At 71.1% G+C, this 16,578-nt stretch carries 18 protein-coding genes; 7 read left to right on the forward strand and 11 right to left on the reverse strand.

The annotated features are described in order from the left end of the window. The first annotated feature begins 82 nt into the window (after nucleotides 1–82). The gene (locus tag ACFWHU_RS24805; protein WP_387227239.1) at nucleotides 83–1,966 is read left to right on the forward strand and encodes an ABC transporter ATP-binding protein; all 1,884 of its coding nucleotides are present in this window, start codon (nucleotides 83–85) and stop codon (nucleotides 1,964–1,966) included. Next, a complete protein-coding gene (locus tag ACFWHU_RS24810) occupies nucleotides 1,963–3,837 on the forward strand; it encodes an ATP-binding cassette domain-containing protein (RefSeq protein WP_387227242.1) in 1,875 nt (624 codons plus the stop codon). The genes ACFWHU_RS24805 and ACFWHU_RS24810 overlap by 4 nt, the downstream gene beginning before the upstream one ends. A 28-nt stretch (nucleotides 3,838–3,865) precedes the next feature. Here ACFWHU_RS24810 and ACFWHU_RS24815 read toward each other — a convergent pair whose 3' ends face one another. Both ACFWHU_RS24815 and ACFWHU_RS24820 read right to left on the reverse strand, forming a co-directional pair. Further along, nucleotides 3,866–4,201 (reverse strand): DNA-binding response regulator, encoded by a 336-nt coding sequence (locus tag ACFWHU_RS24815; RefSeq protein WP_385792653.1) that lies wholly within the window; start codon nucleotides 4,199–4,201, stop codon nucleotides 3,866–3,868. A 657-nt stretch (nucleotides 4,202–4,858) separates the two neighbouring features. Then, nucleotides 4,859–5,212 carry a PRC-barrel domain-containing protein gene (locus tag ACFWHU_RS24820; protein ID WP_385792652.1) on the reverse strand — a complete coding sequence of 118 codons (354 nt, stop codon included), beginning with the start codon at nucleotides 5,210–5,212 and terminating at the stop codon, nucleotides 4,859–4,861. A 389-nt stretch (nucleotides 5,213–5,601) separates the two neighbouring features. On the opposite strand from ACFWHU_RS24820, the gene ACFWHU_RS24825 reads away from it, so the two are divergent. The 4 genes from ACFWHU_RS24825 to ACFWHU_RS24840 all read left to right on the forward strand — a co-directional run bounded on the left by ACFWHU_RS24825 (nucleotide 5,602) and on the right by ACFWHU_RS24840 (nucleotide 10,709). Beyond that, nucleotides 5,602–6,057 carry an SRPBCC family protein gene (locus ACFWHU_RS24825; RefSeq protein ID WP_387227244.1) on the forward strand — a complete coding sequence of 152 codons (456 nt, stop codon included), beginning with the start codon at nucleotides 5,602–5,604 and terminating at the stop codon, nucleotides 6,055–6,057. 276 nt (nucleotides 6,058–6,333) lie between these two features. Continuing rightward, complete coding sequence (locus tag ACFWHU_RS24830) at nucleotides 6,334–7,581, forward strand: aromatic acid exporter family protein (RefSeq protein ID WP_387227246.1); 1,248 nt, start codon at nucleotides 6,334–6,336, stop codon at nucleotides 7,579–7,581. 275 nt (nucleotides 7,582–7,856) lie between these two features. Continuing rightward, complete coding sequence (locus tag ACFWHU_RS24835) at nucleotides 7,857–8,369, forward strand: SRPBCC family protein (RefSeq protein ID WP_385792648.1); 513 nt, start codon at nucleotides 7,857–7,859, stop codon at nucleotides 8,367–8,369. Between the two features lie 45 nt (nucleotides 8,370–8,414). Beyond that, the gene (locus tag ACFWHU_RS24840; RefSeq protein ID WP_387227248.1) at nucleotides 8,415–10,709 is read left to right on the forward strand and encodes an FdhF/YdeP family oxidoreductase; all 2,295 of its coding nucleotides are present in this window, start codon (nucleotides 8,415–8,417) and stop codon (nucleotides 10,707–10,709) included. A 49-nt stretch (nucleotides 10,710–10,758) separates the two neighbouring features. Here the strand turns inward: ACFWHU_RS24840 and ACFWHU_RS24845 are convergent, their stop codons facing one another. Beyond that, nucleotides 10,759–10,911: a hypothetical protein gene (locus ACFWHU_RS24845; RefSeq protein WP_387227250.1), complete on the reverse strand. Its 153-nt coding sequence runs from the start codon at nucleotides 10,909–10,911 to the stop codon at nucleotides 10,759–10,761. 210 nt (nucleotides 10,912–11,121) lie between these two features. Here ACFWHU_RS24845 and ACFWHU_RS24850 point away from each other — a divergent pair, with 210 nt between their 5' ends. Further along, nucleotides 11,122–12,663 carry an FAD-dependent oxidoreductase gene (locus ACFWHU_RS24850; protein WP_387227252.1) on the forward strand — a complete coding sequence of 514 codons (1,542 nt, stop codon included), beginning with the start codon at nucleotides 11,122–11,124 and terminating at the stop codon, nucleotides 12,661–12,663. Nucleotides 12,664–12,700: 37 nt separating this feature from the next. Here ACFWHU_RS24850 and ACFWHU_RS24855 read toward each other — a convergent pair whose 3' ends face one another. From ACFWHU_RS24855 to ACFWHU_RS24890, 8 genes are read right to left on the reverse strand one after another with little or no spacing between them, the layout of a single operon-like run. Continuing rightward, on the reverse strand, nucleotides 12,701–12,985 hold the full coding sequence (locus tag ACFWHU_RS24855; RefSeq protein WP_242573490.1) for a gas vesicle protein K: 285 nt from the start codon (nucleotides 12,983–12,985) through the stop codon (nucleotides 12,701–12,703). Then, nucleotides 12,982–13,212 carry a gas vesicle protein gene (locus ACFWHU_RS24860; protein ID WP_023536998.1) on the reverse strand — a complete coding sequence of 77 codons (231 nt, stop codon included), beginning with the start codon at nucleotides 13,210–13,212 and terminating at the stop codon, nucleotides 12,982–12,984. Before ACFWHU_RS24860 ends, ACFWHU_RS24855 begins: the two co-directional genes overlap by 4 nt. Continuing rightward, nucleotides 13,196–14,095: a GvpL/GvpF family gas vesicle protein gene (locus tag ACFWHU_RS24865; RefSeq protein WP_387227255.1), complete on the reverse strand. Its 900-nt coding sequence runs from the start codon at nucleotides 14,093–14,095 to the stop codon at nucleotides 13,196–13,198. The genes ACFWHU_RS24860 and ACFWHU_RS24865 overlap by 17 nt, the downstream gene beginning before the upstream one ends. Next, entirely contained in the window at nucleotides 14,092–14,463 is a 372-nt protein-coding gene (locus ACFWHU_RS24870; protein WP_387227257.1) for a gas vesicle protein, read from the reverse strand. Before ACFWHU_RS24870 ends, ACFWHU_RS24865 begins: the two co-directional genes overlap by 4 nt. Continuing rightward, on the reverse strand, nucleotides 14,460–14,714 hold the full coding sequence (locus tag ACFWHU_RS24875) for a gas vesicle protein GvpG (RefSeq protein ID WP_387227259.1): 255 nt from the start codon (nucleotides 14,712–14,714) through the stop codon (nucleotides 14,460–14,462). The genes ACFWHU_RS24870 and ACFWHU_RS24875 overlap by 4 nt, the downstream gene beginning before the upstream one ends. 1 nt (nucleotide 14,715) lies before the next feature. Next, nucleotides 14,716–15,456 (reverse strand): GvpL/GvpF family gas vesicle protein, encoded by a 741-nt coding sequence (locus ACFWHU_RS24880; RefSeq protein WP_387227261.1) that lies wholly within the window; start codon nucleotides 15,454–15,456, stop codon nucleotides 14,716–14,718. A 3-nt stretch (nucleotides 15,457–15,459) separates the two neighbouring features. Further along, nucleotides 15,460–15,918, reverse strand: coding sequence for a gas vesicle structural protein GvpA (locus ACFWHU_RS24885; protein ID WP_387227263.1), 459 nt, complete (start codon nucleotides 15,916–15,918; stop codon nucleotides 15,460–15,462). Nucleotides 15,919–15,959: 41 nt separating this feature from the next. Further along, nucleotides 15,960–16,283 carry a gas vesicle protein gene (locus ACFWHU_RS24890; RefSeq protein WP_387227265.1) on the reverse strand — a complete coding sequence of 108 codons (324 nt, stop codon included), beginning with the start codon at nucleotides 16,281–16,283 and terminating at the stop codon, nucleotides 15,960–15,962. Between the last annotated feature and the right edge of the window lie 295 nt (nucleotides 16,284–16,578).

Below are 16,578 nucleotides of genomic sequence, written 5' to 3' on the forward strand. Positions count from 1 at the left end.
ACCACGCACCGCACGCGCGTTGCCCGCTTCACCCACCGGGGACATCAGCACCGGCCGCCGCCCGAACCGAGGGGACCCCTTCTTGAAGACGCCGTCCGTCCCGGAGGACCGTGAAGCGACAGCCGCCGGTCTCCTGCTGGGCGCCGCGCGCCACAGCGCGGGCCGGACCACGGCGGTCTTCCTCTGTTCCGCCGCCTCCGCCGTCGCGTCCCTCGCGCTGCCGGCCGTCCTCGGCCGCACACTCGACCTCCTGCTCCGGCGGAGCCCGGACGCCGACCCCTGGCTGCTCGCCTGCGCCGCCGTGATCATCGCCGAAGTTTTGCTGGACGCCGCGGTGGCCCTGCTCGGCGGTACGACCAGCGCCCGCTCCGCCGCCTGGCTCCGCGCCCGCGGCGTGGGCCGTCTGCTCGCCGCGTGGCCCGGCCACGCCTCCCGCTTCCCGCCCGGCGACGTGGCCGTCCGGCTCACGGCGAACGCCACCGAGGCGTCCACCGCGCCCGTCTCCGCCGCGACGCTCGGGGCATCGATACTCGCGCCCGCGGGAGCGGTCGTCGCGCTGTTCCTGATCGACCCGTGGACCGCTCTCACGTTCCTCGCGGGGCTTCCGCTGCTGGTGCTGGTCCTGCGGGCCTTCGCCCGCGGCTCCTCCGACAGCGTCGCGAGCTACCAGCGCGTCCAGGCCGACATCGCCACTCGTCTGGTGGAGGCGCTGGCCGGGGCCCGTACGATCGCCGCCGCCGGAACGGAGGCACGCGACCGCGACCGCGTCCTCGCCCCGCTGCCCGAACTGGCCGCACAGGGCAGCCGGATGTGGCGGATCCACGGCGCGGCCGTCGCTCGCAGCGGTGTGCTCATGCCGTTGCTCACGGTCGCGGTCCTGGCGGTCGGTGGCATCAGGCTCGCGTCCGGCGACATGAGCGTCGGTGAGCTGCTGGCCGTCGGCCGGTACGCGGCGCTCGCCGCCGGCGTCGGTACGGCCGCCGGCCTGCTCGGCTCCCTGATCCGCAGCCGCTCGGCGGCCCGCCGGGCGGCCGAACTGATGGCGCTGCCCGCCATGACGTACGGAGCCCGGACACTGCCGCCCGAGGGGCGCGGGACGCTGGAGCTGCGCGGAGTGAGCGTGCGGCGCGAGGACCGCACCGTCCTCGCCGGGGTGGATCTGACGATTCCCGGCGGCACGTCCGTGGCGGTGGTCGGCCGCTCGGGGGCGGGGAAGTCCACGCTGGCGGCGGTGGCCGGGCGGCTCACGGAACCGGACGGGGGGACGGTCCTGCTGGACGGCGTCCCGCTCGGCGCCCTCCGGCGGGACGAGCTGCGCCGCGAGGTCGGCCATGCCTTCGAGCGCCCCGTCCTCTTCGGTGCCACGCTCGGCGAGGCGCTGGCAGGCGGTTCGCCGATGACGGAGGAACGTGTCCGTGCGGCGGCACGCGCGGCGAGCGCGGACTCGTTCGTACGGCTCCTGCCGCGGGGTTACGCGACCGCGCCGCATGCCGCGCCGCTCTCCGGGGGAGAGCTTCAACGCCTGGGCCTGGCAAGGGCGTTCGCGCGGGCCGGACGGCTGCTGGTGCTCGACGACGCGACGTCCAGCCTGGACACCGTGACGGAGCATCAGGTGGAGCGCGCACTGGCACGGGACGTCCGGCACGGCACCCGGCTGATCGTCGCCCACCGCCTCTCCTCGGCTGCCCGCTGTGACCTGGTGATCTGGCTGGAGGAGGGCCGGGTGCGGGCGACGGGCCCGCACGAGGAGTTGTGGCGCTCCGAGGAGTACCGCGCCCTGTTCGCGCCACCGGAACTGACGTCTCCGGAACTGGCGTCTCCGGAACTCGCACCCCCGCACGGTGCACCCACGGAACCCGCCGCTCCGGATCTCGTGCCGGCGGCGGCCTCGCAGACGGACGAGTACGCGCACCGCGCACCCGTACCCGCCCCCGGACACACCGCCGCCGAACGGGCCGACCGGTGAGCGCCGCCGCCAAGTCACCGGTCGCCGCCGAGCCGCCGACCGCCGACACCTCCCCCGGCAGGGGGGCGCTGCGCCGGAACCTGCCTCCGGCGCGGCGGTTCCTGGCGGCCAGGAAGCGGGTCCTCCTACGGCTCGGCGGGTGGTCGCTGCTGGAGTCCGCGCAGACGTTCCTCGGCGGGTACTGCCTCGCCCAGGCCCTCGACCGCGGGTTCCTCGCCGGACAGACGGGGACAGGTCTTCTCTGGCTCGCCGTCGCCGCCGTGTCGATCCTCGGCGCCGGACCTCCGATGCGCGGCGTCTTCGCCCAACTCGCCGAGCTGACCGAGCCGTTGCGGGACGCGCTCGTACGGCGCGCGGTCCGCCAGGCGTTGCGCCGGGCGGTCACCGATCCGGCCCGCACCGACGACCGCTCGGACACCGGCGCCGTCTCCAGGCTCACCCATCAGACCGAGATCGTCCGCGACAGCTTCGCCGGACTCGTCCTCACCGTAAGGGCGTTCGTCTTCAACGCCGTCGGCGCACTGGTCGGCCTGCTGGCCCTCGCCCCCGAACTGCTCCTCGTCGTATTGCCCCCGCTCGTCCTGGGCATCGCGCTCTTCCTCGCCACGCTGCTCCCGATGGCCTCGGCCCAGCGCTCCTTCCTGGACGCGGACGAGGCGGTGGCCGAAGGCGTGGGCGCGGTGTCGGCCGGCCATCGTGACCTCGTGGCCTGCGGCGCGCAGGCGGACGCGGCGGAGCGTACGGGGCGGCTCATCGACACCGCGGAGAGGACGTCGCGCGTGCTCGCGCGGTGGGCCGCGCTGCGTACGGTGGCGCTCGGCGTCGCGGGCCAACTGCCCGTACTCCTCCTGCTCGTCGCCACTCCGTGGCTGCTGCGGCAGGGGGTGACGACTGGCGCGCTGGCGGGGGCGCTCACGTATCTGCTTCAGGCGCTGCTTCCCGCGCTGCACAGCATGATGACCGCGCTGGGAGCGGCGGGGACGAGGCTGCTGGTCGTGGTCGACCGTTTCCACGACGCCACTGCCGTTCCCGTGCCCCCGAAGGCTCCGGCCCCGAACCCGGCCCCGGCCGCCGACGCCGACCGCCCGAGCGGCCGACGCCCCTCGCGCACCGCGCCGGCGGTCGAGGTCCGCGCCGTCACCCACGCCTACGGCCCCGACTCACCTCCCGTGCTGGAACGCCTCCACCTCACCGTCCGCCGCGGTGAGCACATCGCCGTCGTCGGCCCGAGCGGTATCGGCAAGTCGACGCTGGCGGGTGTCGTCTCCGGGCTCGTCGCCCCCGACAGCGGAACGGTGCTGCTCGGCGGGGAACCGGTGACCGGCAGGACCGCTCAGGACCTCGCGGACCGGCGCGTCCTCATCCCGCAGCAGGCGTACGTCTTCACCGGCAGTGTCCGCGACAACCTCCTGCATCTGCGGCCGGACGCCACGAGCGGCGAACTGGCGCACGCGGTACGGACGTTGGGCGCCGGGCCACTCGTCCACCGGCTCGGCGGCCCGGACGCCGTACTCGACCCCCGGGGCCTGTCCCAAGGTGAGCGCCAACTCCTGGCGCTGTGCCGCGCGTATCTCTCCTGCGCGCCACTCGTCCTGCTCGACGAGGCCACCTGCCATCTGGACCCGGCCGCGGAAGCTCGCGCCGAACGCGCCTTCGCCGAGCGGGCCTTCACCGACGGGATCCGCGCCCGTGACGGCGCCCTGATCGTCGTGGCCCACCGGCTGTCGTCCGCGCGCCGGGCGGACCGGGTGCTCGTACTGGACGGCACCACGCCGCGGTTCGGCACGCACGAGGAACTGCTGACGAGCTCGGCGCTCTACCGCGACCTGTTTGGCCACTGGCAGCACACACCGCCGCCCGTCGGCCGCTGAACGGCCGAGGGCGGGAGCCCGGCGGGAGCTACAGCCACCCCGCGTCCTGGGAGATGCGTATCGCGTCCATGCGGTTGCGCCCGCCGACCTTGCGTATCGCGGAGGCCAGGTAGTTGCGTATCGTCCCGCTCGACAGATGCAGCGAGGCCGCGATGTCGCCGATCGGCGAGCCCTGCGCCGCGAGCGCCAGAACGCTCAACTCCCTTGGCGTCAGGGGCAGTTTGGTCGCCTGGAGGAAATCACAGGCGAGGGAGTCGTCGACATACCGCTCACCGCGCGCCACCCGGTGAATCCCCTCGATCAACCGGCTGGGGTCCCCGTCTCTGTTGACATACCCCAGCGCCCCCGCCTCGAATGCCCTCATCAGCGCTCCGGGCTTTCTCTCCGACGTGAGCACCAATAACGCCCCCATGCCGCCCTGCCCGTTGCCGGGTCCGGGCATTCCCGTGCGCGCCGGGTCATCGAGACAGTCGATATCGCTCACCCATACATGCGGTGATGGACAGAGCGCCTCCTGATGGGCCGGGCGCTTGTGGGACGCCGACACATGGAGTGTCTCCTCGCAGCGCAACAGCGCCACAAGAGCTGAACGGAACAGTCCGACCCTGTGTACGACTTGAACATGGATCATGCACGTCCCCTTGTAGGTGGTGGGTCGCCGGTCGGCATCACATCCACTGCCCGTCATACGCCGACGGGAACTCCTTGCCGACCGGAAGCTGAGGCACTTTTCAGATTGCCGTGAGCCCCCGGCATGCGCTCGTGCTCCCCAGTACGCCCCCCTGGTTATATCCGGTCCCTGTCCTCTCTCGGAAAAGCTGTCACATCGACCCGGCGGACGGAAAGGAAAAGAGACTTCCGGTCAATCGGCGATTGAATCAAGTCGAAATTAAGGACATGGCCAATCCTCGCCGGTGAACCGCATATGCCCGCCGGGTAACGCGGGACGACATGCGAGTGGGGCGGACCGGAAGGTACCCGGTCCGCCCCACTCGTGTCGTGCCCGTCATGGTGTGCCGCGTCAGCGAGGGCGGTGGCCTTCGTAGTAGCCGCCGAGCTGCTGGTGATAGCCCACGTCGCCGACGTGCTTGTCCTTGTCGAACTCCGGGGAGCCCTTGATCCGCTCCTTGGTGAGGTCGACGAAGACCGTACGCGTGGCCTCGTCGACCGCCCGTACGACGCCGGCCGGCAGCAGAACGTGCTTGCCGAAGATCCAGACGCCCGTGTCCACCACGAGGTACGAGGAGTTGACGTCGTCGGAGTGCTTGTCGACCTTGCCGACGCTGCCGTCGGTCGCCTCGACCTTGTATCCGATCAGGTCGGTTCCCGCGGTGTGGCCGGTGGTCGGCTGGTAACCCCAGATGTCGTCACTCATGAAACGTCTCCCTCATGCATAGAAATGCTTTCCCGGCACCAAAAGCGCTATGGACCGGGCGAGATTCACGCTCCGCCGTTCGGGGCGGTGACGCTTTCTCCTGGCCGTCACGTGCCCGGCGATTCAGGTCTCACACACGCGCTCCACGGAATGAATTCGGTCCCGGCCACAACGATCCGCCCCGTCTTCGCAGGTGAGATGCCGAAAATTTCCCCGAGGCAACTGTCTGCAACGCTATGGCCTCCGGATTGCCCGCGGGACCCGTACGTTCGGTATCCGACGGGCGGCGGGTTTCCCGAACCCCTGGGACAGTGGGAGACATGCGGTCGAGCGCGCCGGGTACCTGGCGGCCGGCCCACTCGGGGCCGTTGTCCAGGGCTGGAGGGCCGATGGCCGTACGACATCGATTGATCGAGCGGCCCGTGGCGGATGTGTGGGCGGTGCTCGCCGACGGTTCGCGCTACGGCGACTGGGTGGTCGGCACGTCCGAGTCGCGCCCGGAGGAAGGGGCGTGGCCGGAGGTCGGCTCCAGCATCACGTACACGATCCGGCTGGGGCGGTGGTCGGCGTCGGGCAGCACTGTCGTGCGGCGGTGCGAGGAGCCCGGTGTGCTGGAGCTGGAGGCCGACAGCGGCCGGCTCGGCACGGCGCGGATCGCGGTCGAGGTCCGGCCCTGGGGCGAGAACGCCCTGGTGATCATTGACGAACACCCGCTGCGCGGGCCGGGCGGGCTGCTCCACAACACGGCCGTGGACGCCTTGATCCAGCTGCGTCACCGGAGCATGCTCGCCCGGTTGGCGGAAGCGGTGGAGAGCGCTCCGTCGCACGCGCGCGGGGCCGTCTGAAGCGACCGCGCGGGGGCGGTCCGCAGCGATCGCGCGGGGGCGGTCCGCAGCGATCGGGGTGTCCATCCCGACCATGGCTTCAGCGGGAGGGGCTCGACCGGGAGCACGCACCGCGAGTCCTGGCGCATCCGCTGCCCGCGCCGCACTGCGGGGCCGGGGTGGGCGGACGTGCTGCCGCTGAGTGAATCCAACGGACGTTTGCACCGACGCGTACGGGTACTCGGGGGACATGGACGACACGAAACCCCCGGCCCCCGTCCCCTTCGAGGGTCCGAATTGACGGCGGGCGTACGGGACGGGCGGCGCTCCCCGGAGCGCCGCGCGCGGATCGCGGACCGGGGGAAGGGCGTCGTACGGCGCGCTAGCCAGTGGCTCCGGCGCGCTCGGGACGGGGCGGGTGACGAGCGGCGGTCGCTGCTGCTGACCGCCAAGAGTGTCCTGGCGGCCACCGTGGCGTGGGTGATCGCCTACTACCTGCTGGACGCGACGTCGCCGGCGTTCGCCCCGTTCTCTGCGGTCCTGCTCATGCACGTGACCATCTACCGGTCGCTGGCGCAGGCGCTGCGTTACGTGGGGGCCGTCACCGCGGGTGTACTGGTGCAGGCGGGACTCGTGTATCTCGCCGGCCCCGACCTCTTCACCTTCGTCCTGGTGGCTCTGATCGCCCTGTTCATCGGGCGGTGGCCCGCGCTCGGCCCTCAGGGCAACCAGGTCGCCACGGCGGCGTTCTTCGCCTTCTCCACCTACACCAGCGCGGGTGACGAACGCGACACCGCTCTCCAGCTCGGACAGATCATCCTGCTGGTGTTCATCGGCGCCGTCGTGGCCGTCGTCGTCAACGGCACGATCGTGCCGCCCCTTCGTTACCGAGGCGCCGAGTACGGCATCCACCTGCTCGCGGACGCCATGAGCGACCTCCTCGAAGACATCGGACCCGTACTCGGCGACGGGCGGGCCGACCGGGAGCACACGGCGCGATGGCGCTCGCGCGCCGAGGGGATCGGAGCCAGCATCGACCAGGCCCGGACCGACCTGCGGACCGCCGAGGAGAGCCTGCTCTACAACCCACTGCGGCTGTTCGGCAGCCGCCGGACCCGCAAGCACACCCGTGCCACCTTCCACGGGTACGCCGCCGTGCTGTCGGCGCTGGAGCGCGCTCTGTACCAACTGGCCTCGCTGACACGGAGCTTGGACCAGTGGCGCAAGGAGGAGCACGAATACCACTACGGCCCCTTCCTGACACGTTACGGCGCTTTCCTCGACGCGCTCGCGGAGATCACCCGGCTTCTGGGGAGTCTCGACGAGGACGCCCTGGACGGCCAGGGACAGCAGCTCTACGGACTCGTCGCCCGGGCGCGGCGCCGTCGGCGCGAGATGACCGAGGAGGCCGAACACCGGTCCCTCCCGCTGATGGACCCGGCGCGCCCCTACGGGGTGCTGGTGGTCGAGGCGACCCGCCTGATGGAGGAACTGGAGCACACGACGGACGTCCTGGGGGAGCACTGGGAGTACGTGGAGCGCTGATGTGCTCCGGTGCCCCACACGCTCCGGTCCGCCGCCCGGAGGCCGGCCCGTACGGCCCGTTCCACCCGGCGGCCCGTACGACCAGACGGACGGTCACGGTGCCCGTGTTCGGCGAGTTCAGGAGGTGAGACGGCCGCGGAGGGGAATCCTCGTCGCTGGCCGTCGGCCGCGGAACGGCATCGCCCGGTTGAGAGTCCCCGGATCGGGCACCCGGTCGCGTGGTGTACGGCCGGGTGTACCGCGTCCCAGGTCCGTCGTGGAGAGGCAGGGCAGCTATGAGCGTCATCGAAGGCGCTGTCGACGTCGATGTCCCGGTCCGTATGGCCTACAACCAGTGGACTCAGTTCGAGTGCTTCCCCCAGTTCATGCGTGGCGTACGGCGGGTGGAGCGCTCACGCTCCTCCATGACGCACTGGGTGACCAGATTCGGCGGCGTGACCCGTGAGTTCGACGCGGAGATCACCGAGCAGCGTCCCGACGACCGCGTGGTGTGGCGCACGGTCGGCACGCCCCACCTGACCGGTTCGGTGCGCTTCCGGTCGCTGGGCGACACCCGCTGCCGGGTCGATTTCCGCATCGATTTCACTCCGCGCGGCCCCGCCGAGCGGGTCGGGGACGCCCTCGGCGTGATCCGCAGGCAGGTGTACGACGATCTCCGGCGCTTCAAGGAGTACATCGAGGGCCAGGGCCGGGAGACCGGGCAGTGGCGGGGAACCATCAGCGACGGCCATGTGAAACCGGACTCGGACCATCCGCCGCCGCAGGTGCCGGACTGGCCGACCGGCTGAGACACCCCGTACGAGAGTGAAGTGCCGAAACGGAAGGTTGAGGCGTTGAGGGAATCATCGAACGGTGACCCGGGCGGCGAAAAGGCGAAGATCACCCCGCCGAAGACATGGGCCGCCGGTGTCCCGGCGGTCGCCCACGCCGTCCAGTACTCCCTCGGGGAGACGTCGGCCCGCCGTACGGCGCTGAACCTGCTCGACATCAACCAGACCAAGGGCTTCGACTGCCCCGGCTGCGCCTGGCCCGACCCCGCGCCGGGGCAGCGCCACAGAAACGAGTACTGCGAGAACGGCGCCAAGCACGCGAACGACGACGCCACGACGCGACGCGTGACCCCCGAGTTCTTCCGGCGGCATTCCGTCTCCGAGCTGGCGCGCGCCTCGGACCGGTGGCTGAACCAGCAGGGCCGGCTCACCCGGCCCATGGTCAAGCGGCCGGGCGCGGACCACTACGAGCCGATCAGCTGGCACGACGCCCTGGGCCTGATCGCCGACGAGCTGCGGTCCATGGACTCCCCGGACGAGGCGATCTTCTACACGTCGGGCCGGGCCGGCAACGAACCCGCCTTCGTGCTCCAGCTCTTCGCCCGTGCCCTGGGGACCAACAACCTGCCGGACTGCTCCAACATGTGCCACGAGTCGAGCGGCGCGGCGCTGCACGAGACGCTGGGCATCGGCAAGGGCGACGTGAGCCTGCTGGACATCCACCACGCCGATCTGGTGCTGACGGTGGGTCAGAACCCGGGCAGCAACCACCCCCGGATGCTCTCCGCACTGGAGGAGACCAAGCGCGGGGGCGGGCGGATCGTCGCCGTCAATCCCCTGCCCGAAGCGGGCCTCATGCGCTTCAAGAACCCGCAGAAACCGCGCGGGGTGGTCGGCCGGGGCACCAACATCGCCGACCAGTTCCTCCAGATCCGGCTCGGCGGCGACCTGGCCCTCTTCCAGGCACTGAACCTGCTCCTGCTGGAGGCCGAGGACGCCGCGCCGGGGACGGTCCTGAACCGGGACTTCATCGACCGGCACACCACCGGATTCGAGGAGTTCGCCGCGCACATCCGCTCCACCGTCTCCTGGCCGGACGTCCTGGCGGCCACCGGCCTGGCACGGGACCAGATCGAGGAGCTGCGGGACCGCGTCCTGGCCAGCGAGCGCGTCATCGTCTGCTGGGCGATGGGACTCACCCAGCAGAAGCACGGCGTGCCCACCATCCGCGAGCTGGTGAACTTCCAGCTCCTGCGGGGGAACATCGGCAGGCCCGGCGCGGGAGTCTGCCCCGTGCGCGGACACAGCAACGTCCAGGGCGACCGGACCATGGGCATCTGGGAGCAGATGCCCCAGGCGTTCCTGGACGCGCTGGAACGCGAGTTCTCCTTCACCCCGCCCGCCCACCACGGGCTGGACACGGTCGACTCCATCCGGGCCATGCTGGAGGGCCGGGCCAGGGTCTTCCTCGGACTCGCGGGCAACTTCGTACGGGCCGCCCCCGACAGCGACCTCACCGAGAAGGCGATGCGCCGGTGCCGTCTCACCGCGCACATCTCCACCAAACTGAACCGCTCCCACACGGTCTGCGGCGACACCGCACTGATCCTCCCGACCCTCGGGCGCAGCGAGAAGGACTGCCAGAACGGCGAGGAGCAGTTCATCACCGTCGAGGACTCCATGAGCCAGGTCCACGCCTCGTCCGGGCGCCTGGAACCGGCGTCCAGCCATCTGCTCAGCGAGGTCGCGATCCTCAGCAGGCTGGCCCGCCGGACACTCGGCGACAAAGTGCCCGTGCCCTGGGAGGACTTCGAGGCGGACTACGGCAACATCCGGGACCGCATCGCGCGGGTCGTGCCCGGCTTCGACAACTTCAACACCAAGGTCCGCAAGCCGGGCGGCTTCGAACTTCCCAACCCGGTGAACGAGGGCGTTTTTCCCACTCCCAGCGGTAAAGCGCTGTTCACCCGCAACGAATTCGAGGCGCTGAGCGCCCCGGAAGGCCATCTCCTGCTCCAGACGCTGCGCTCGCACGACCAGTGGAACACCGTGCCCTACACCACCGACGACCGGTACCGGGGCATCCAGGGATCCCGCCGGATCGTGCTCGTCCACCCCGCCGACCTGAGCGCCCTCGGATTCGAGGACGGTGCTCAGGTGGACGTGGTCAGTGTCTGGCAGGACGGCACCGAACGCCGCGCCGAGGACTTCCGCCTCGTCTCCTACCCCACGGCCCCCGGCTGCGCCGCCGCCTACTACCCGGAGGCTAACGTCCTCGTACCGCTGGACAGCGTGGCCGACACCAGCAACACACCGACCTCCAAAGGCATCGTCGTCCGCCTGGAACCACGGGGATGACACCCGTCCGAGCCGCTCGCGTACGGGGAGCCCGGGCGGCCCACCGCCCTCACGAGGCGCGGCGCGCTTCCGCCGCACGGCCGCCGGGCCCGAGCAGGCCCGTCGCCGAGAACTCCGAGCGCGTCAGTTCCCGGCGCGCGAACCTGGAGACGAGGGTCGGCAGTTCGCGGAGTACGGAGTGCTGGTCGGCGTCGCGGATCATGTCCGTGTCGGTCCATCCAGGTTCCAGGCCCCCGCGTGCCGCGTCCGGGCGGTCGCGTTCCCGCGGGGCAATCCGCCGGCACCACGCCCCGGCGTCCCGGAGCAGCGCGAGGCCACGACCTACGGTGTGTCGGTACCCGGGCGCCGGGTACCTGGATGGCCCGTCGCGGACGCCTCGCGACCGATCGGAAGCACGTTCTGAAAGGCTGACATGACCGAGTCACAGCCCCTGCCCGGACAGGCCGAATCCTTCTGGATGGCGACCGCCGGTGCCACCGATCACCCGGCGCTGGACGAGAACGTCACCGTTGACGTGGTCGTGGTGGGTGGCGGCATCGCGGGGCTGAGCACGGCGTGGGAGCTGGCCGGCACCGGCAGGACGGTCGCCGTGCTGGAGGCCGACCGGATCGCGGCCGGGGTCAGCGGATACACCACCGCGAAGGTCTCGGCGTTGCACACCTTGGTATACGACCGGCTGCGCCGGACACGTGACCAGGACGCCGCGCGGCTGTACGCGCGCTCGCAGCAGGGCGCGGTGGAACGGGTGGCCGAGATCGTCGCCACGCTCGGCATCGCCTGCGACCTGGAGCGCGCCCCCGCCTACACCTACGCCACCGAACCCGCCGCCGTTCCCGAACTGCGGGCCGAGGCCGAAGCGGCCGCGGAGGCCGGGCTCGCGGCGGCGTACGTGGACCGCACCGATCTGCCCTACGAGGTGAGCGGCGCCGTCCGGGCGGACGCGCAGGCGCAGTTCCACCCCCGTAAGTACCTGCTCGCCCTTGCCGCCGACCTCCGGGCCAAGGGCGGTCTGATCTTCGAACGCTCGCGCGCCACCGGCCTCTCGGAAGGCACCCCCTGCCGGGTCACCGTCGAGTCCGGCCACACCGTCACGGCGCGCGACGTGGTGATCGCCACTCACTTCCCCGTCTTCGACAGGGCCCTGACCTTCGCGCGGCTCTCCCCGCGCAGGGAACTGGTGGTCGCCGCCCCGATCGCCGCCGGAATCGCGCCGACCGGCATGTACATCACGCGGGAGGACGGCAAGCGGTCGGTGCGCACCGCACCGCTAGACGACGACCGCCGCCTGCTCATCGTCACCGGCGAGAGCTTCACGCCCGGCACGGGCGACCCCCGCGAGGGGTTCCGGCGGCTGGACGCCTGGATGCGCGCCAGATTCCCTGTCGGTGCCACCGCCTACCGCTGGGCCGCCCAGGACAACGACTCCACCGACACCGTCCCCCTCGTCGGCCCCTTCCACGTCGGCTCCCGCCACACGTACGTGGCCACCGGGTTCGGCGGATGGGGGATGAGCGGCGGCGTCATGGCAGGTCGGCTGCTGACCGACCTCGTCCGGGGCGAGGAGCCGCCGTGGGCAGCCCTTTACGACCCGCGCCGGCTGGCGAGCACCATCCGCGAAGCGCCCGCCCTGCTCAAGCAACAGGCCGATGTCGCCAGGCACTTCGTCGGCGACCGGCTGCGCACCACGCACGTGGACTCGGTCGCGCAGGTCCCGCCGGGCACCGGAGCGGTGGTACGTGTCAACGGACAGCGCTGCGCCGTCTACCGGGACGTGGATGGCGTGGCTCAAGCCGTATCCGCGCGGTGTACGCATCTGGGGTGCCTGGTGGCCTTCAACGGTGCCGAGACGGCGTGGGAGTGTCCGTGCCACGGCTCGCGTTTCGGCGTCGACGGCTCGGTCCTCCAGGGGCCGGCCGTCCGCCCGCTGGAGACGCGGGACGTATCGGGCGGCTGACACCGCCCCCGCGCGGGGAGGCCGGGACGGCGGTCCGTCAGCGCGTTTCGTGGGAGAGCAGATTTCCGAGCGGGCCGAGGTCCAGGTTGAGGTCCTCGCGGCGCAGACCGTGCAGTTCGCAGAGTTCCGTCATGCGCTCGTCGAGGAGCATCAGGGTGGTCCCCACGCGCTCTTCCTGTTCCTCCGTCAGCTCTCCGCTGTCGAAGCGGCGGATCGCCTGGCGTTCCATCAGCTGTCTGAGCAGTTCCACGACGGTCAGTACCAGAGAGGCCAGATCGCGGCCCGCGCTGTGCGGATCGATGTCCACACGGGTGTCGCTCACAGGGGCCCGCTGTCGGCCCACGGCGCGGGAACGCGCTCGCTGACGGATGCCAGCAGGGCGTGCAGGGAGAGCCGGACCAGCGGAACGTCCGCGATGGCGATCACAAGATCCCCACTGATGACGACACCGGTACCGAGCACTCTGTCGAGCAGGTCGACCAGGGGGACGCCGATGGGGGCCGTGGCTTCCGGGCCCTGCCACGGAACGGGGTTACGGGTGCCCTGCAAGATCTCCTCCGTCCGTGAACGAGTAAGGGGCCCAGGGCCCTGAGACGTCGATCTCGATGCCGTCGAATTCCGGGGACGCGCGGAGCCCGGCGATCGTGGCCGTCAGTTCCTCGCTCCTGTCCTCGGCGATCAGATAGGCCGTGTTCATGATCTGGGTGCGGTCCTTGCCGGTGACCCCGGGGCCGTGCGGCCGGCGGGGGACCGTGCCGACCGCCAGTTTCCGTACGGCTACGTCCACCTGCTCGGCCGCGGCCATTGCGTTCTCCCGGTGCTGCTCGCGCAGGTGCCGGCGGCTGCGCAGACGCTCCAGGTAGTCACGGCCCGAGACACGTCGAGGTTCGGGGTCCGCGCCGGGGGCGGCGGGCTCCCAAGTGCCGGGCGCGGCGGACGTGGCCGTCGTGCCGGCGTGTGTCAGGTGGACCTTGACTGCCCATTCGGCCCGGCCCGCGATGCGGTCCAGCGCCAGGCGGAAGCGTTCCCGGTTCTCCCCGAGGGCCGCGCGCACCCGCTCGTCGCCGAGGTAGAGGGTGGCCAGCGGCATCGGCACGGTGGGGCCGCAGGCGGAGGCGGCGGTGACGACGCCGTGGTGGGCGCGTGCGCAGCGTTCGAGTTCGGCTGCGTCGCCGAGCCGCTCGCGCAGCGCCGATTCGGAGAACTCCGCCGCCGGTACGTCCTGGACCACGGCGGACAGCGAGCCGACTGCCAGGAGGCGTAGCGGCCCGCCACCTGGGTGCCCGTCGGCGGAGGAGAAGGCCCCGGGGTGGTCCGATCGGCAGACGGCGAAGACGTACGTGGCGTGAGAGCCGATGCCCTCGACCGAGGCCGATGCCGAGGTCGTCGCCGTTGACGTGGCCGCTGACGTGGGGTGCGGGACGGCGTTCATCGGCGGCGCAGCTCCCTTCTGCCACCGGCCCGCGGGATGCCGTCGGCTTCCTGGGAGTCGTCGCCCTCCAGAGCCTCGATCCGCTCGCGCAGCTGCTTGTTCTCCTCGTACAGCGCGTCGTGGGCGGCTCGCGACGACAGCGCGGGATCGGTCTCCCACCAGTCGATGCCCGCCTTCTTCGCCGTCTCCACGGACGAGATGAACAGCCGCAGGCGAATGGTCAGCAGTTCGATGTCCAGCAGGTCGATCTTGATGTCACCGGCGATGACGATGCCTTTGTCCAGCACCCGCTCCAGGATCTCGGCCAGGTTGGCCGTGGCGGGCGGGTGCGACCGGGACTCCGTGGTCCAGCTGTCCAGTTCCGTCACGGTCTCACTCCAGATACGGGTACCGGGGTTTTCCTGTCGAGAATGTCCAGCAGGCGCTCCTCCTCGGCCTCGAAGCGCGCGAGGTCGATCTCACCGTCGTCCAGGGCGCGGTTCAGTTCGGAGAGCCGCACGCGGATCACCGCCGGGTCGTAGAGCTCCGCCTCCGCCGCGTCGATGAGCCGGTCGGAGATCCAGACCACGCCGCGTACCGGCGCCAGGGGGAGAAGGAGCACACCGGAGAGCAGACCCATGTCAGGCCCTGGCCGGGACGGGTTCGCGGGCCACGAAGCTGTAGCAGGGCAGCGGGCCGGTCACCCGCAGTTCGAGACGGTCCGGATGGTCCGCGGCGAACCGCTCGGCGACACCGCGGAAACGTCCTTCTTCGCGCCGGGGCACGAGGAAGGACGCGTTCAGGACGCACCCCTCCACGTCCGGCCCCGGACACATGTCGTCGGCGATCCCGGCGAATTGGGGCGGCAGCAGGGCCGCCGCCTCCGCGGCCCTGCGCCGCAGACCCGCCGCCACCGCCTCGCCGAGCCGGACGTTGGCCTCGTAACCGGGGTGGCGGCGCGTCTCCTCGCGAATTCCCCGGACCACCGGGTCCTCACGGATCAGTGCGGCCAGGTTGTCCTGCACCGGCATGATCTTGACGTTCATCTCGACGCGGGAGTCCAGCCGCTCCAGAACGGCGGCGTGCTCGTCGCGGCGTGCGGCGACGCCCGCCACTACCGCCGCCTCGTCGGGCGCCACCATGCCGAAGCGCATCGGCAGCACGGGGCCGGCTTCGGCCAGCGCCAGGAGGACACTCTGATGTGCCATCAGATCGCGTCGCCGGGCCCTGAGCCCCGGGTGCGCGGCGCTGACCACGACAGCGAGGTCCCCGACCGGCAGCAGCCGCACCGGTGCGGGCGGCTCGCCGATGCCGTCGGTGGTGGGGGGAAGAGGATGGGAGCGGCCCACGATGCCGTACACGTAGATACCTGAAGCGGTCATGGGTCAGCGCTCTTCCTTGCGGCGTCGGGTTCGTTCGGAGCTCCTGGAGCGGGATGTCCTGGACCTGCGGGGGCGTTCCTCTTCCTCCGGCTCGTCCTCGTCCTCGTCATCGTCGCCGCCGGGGCCCACGGCCTTCTTGACCTTCTCGCCCACGGAACGCGCGGCCTTCTTCGCCCCGGCCTTGCCGACGCTCTTCGTCATACCGCCGCCGAACAGCTCCGGCACCGTCCTGCTGGTCGAATCGTTCTCCAGGTCCAGCCGGTTGCAGGCTTCGGCGAAGCGAAGGTAGGTGTCGACACTGGCGACGACGATCCGCGCGTCGATCTTCAGGATTTCGATGCCGACCAGAGACACCCGTACGAAGATGTCGATGACCATGCCGCGGTCGAGGATGAGTTCCAGGACGTCGTAGAGGGTGCCGGCGCGGGGAACGCGGACAACCTCCTCGCTGTATGTGCTCAAGGAATGACCGTCTCTCGGGATCTGGGTCCAGTTCTGAGCGCTCACGTGTCCGCCTGGCCGCGGCGGTAGCGACGGACTCTGCGGTACTGAAGCAGTGAGCCGTCCTCATCGATGTCCACCTCGTAGGTGGCGAGCAGGCTGGTGGTGTCGGGGATGCGCGGGAGCTCCAGCACATCGACGTCGACGTGCCAGCCGTCGTCGTTCCGCGAGACCGCGGAGACGCCTTCGGGCCGGTGCCTGATCAGCTTTCCCAGACTCTGGCACGCGCGTTCGGCCGCCTCCTCCGCTCCCCTCAGGCGCTGCTTGCCCGCGGAGGAACGGGTGGATCGGGAGGTCCGGGCATGCCCGGCACGCTGCTCTGACATGTTCCCCAGCCTCCCGACCCCGTGGCGGCTCCGCATGCGGTGATGGACCGAACGGGCGGCCACCGGAAACCACACGAATGGCGGCTTTGCGAGGTCCGGAGGACAGTGGATGAGGGAGTGCCCACCGCGATGCGGGCAGCGCTCGCTGCCACGTCGCCGGGCCACTCACAGACATTTCCCCTCTTCGTTCTGGAGGATCAGATGGCCAGCACCGACACCGCCAGCAGCACCTCTACCGGTACAAGCGCCAAAAACGGGGGACCGGGCGGCACGACCACGATCGCCGACAACGTGG

The sequence above is a fragment of the Streptomyces sp. NPDC060366 genome (genome assembly GCF_042725135.1).
Taxonomy (GTDB): Bacteria; Actinomycetota; Actinomycetes; order Streptomycetales; family Streptomycetaceae; genus Streptomyces.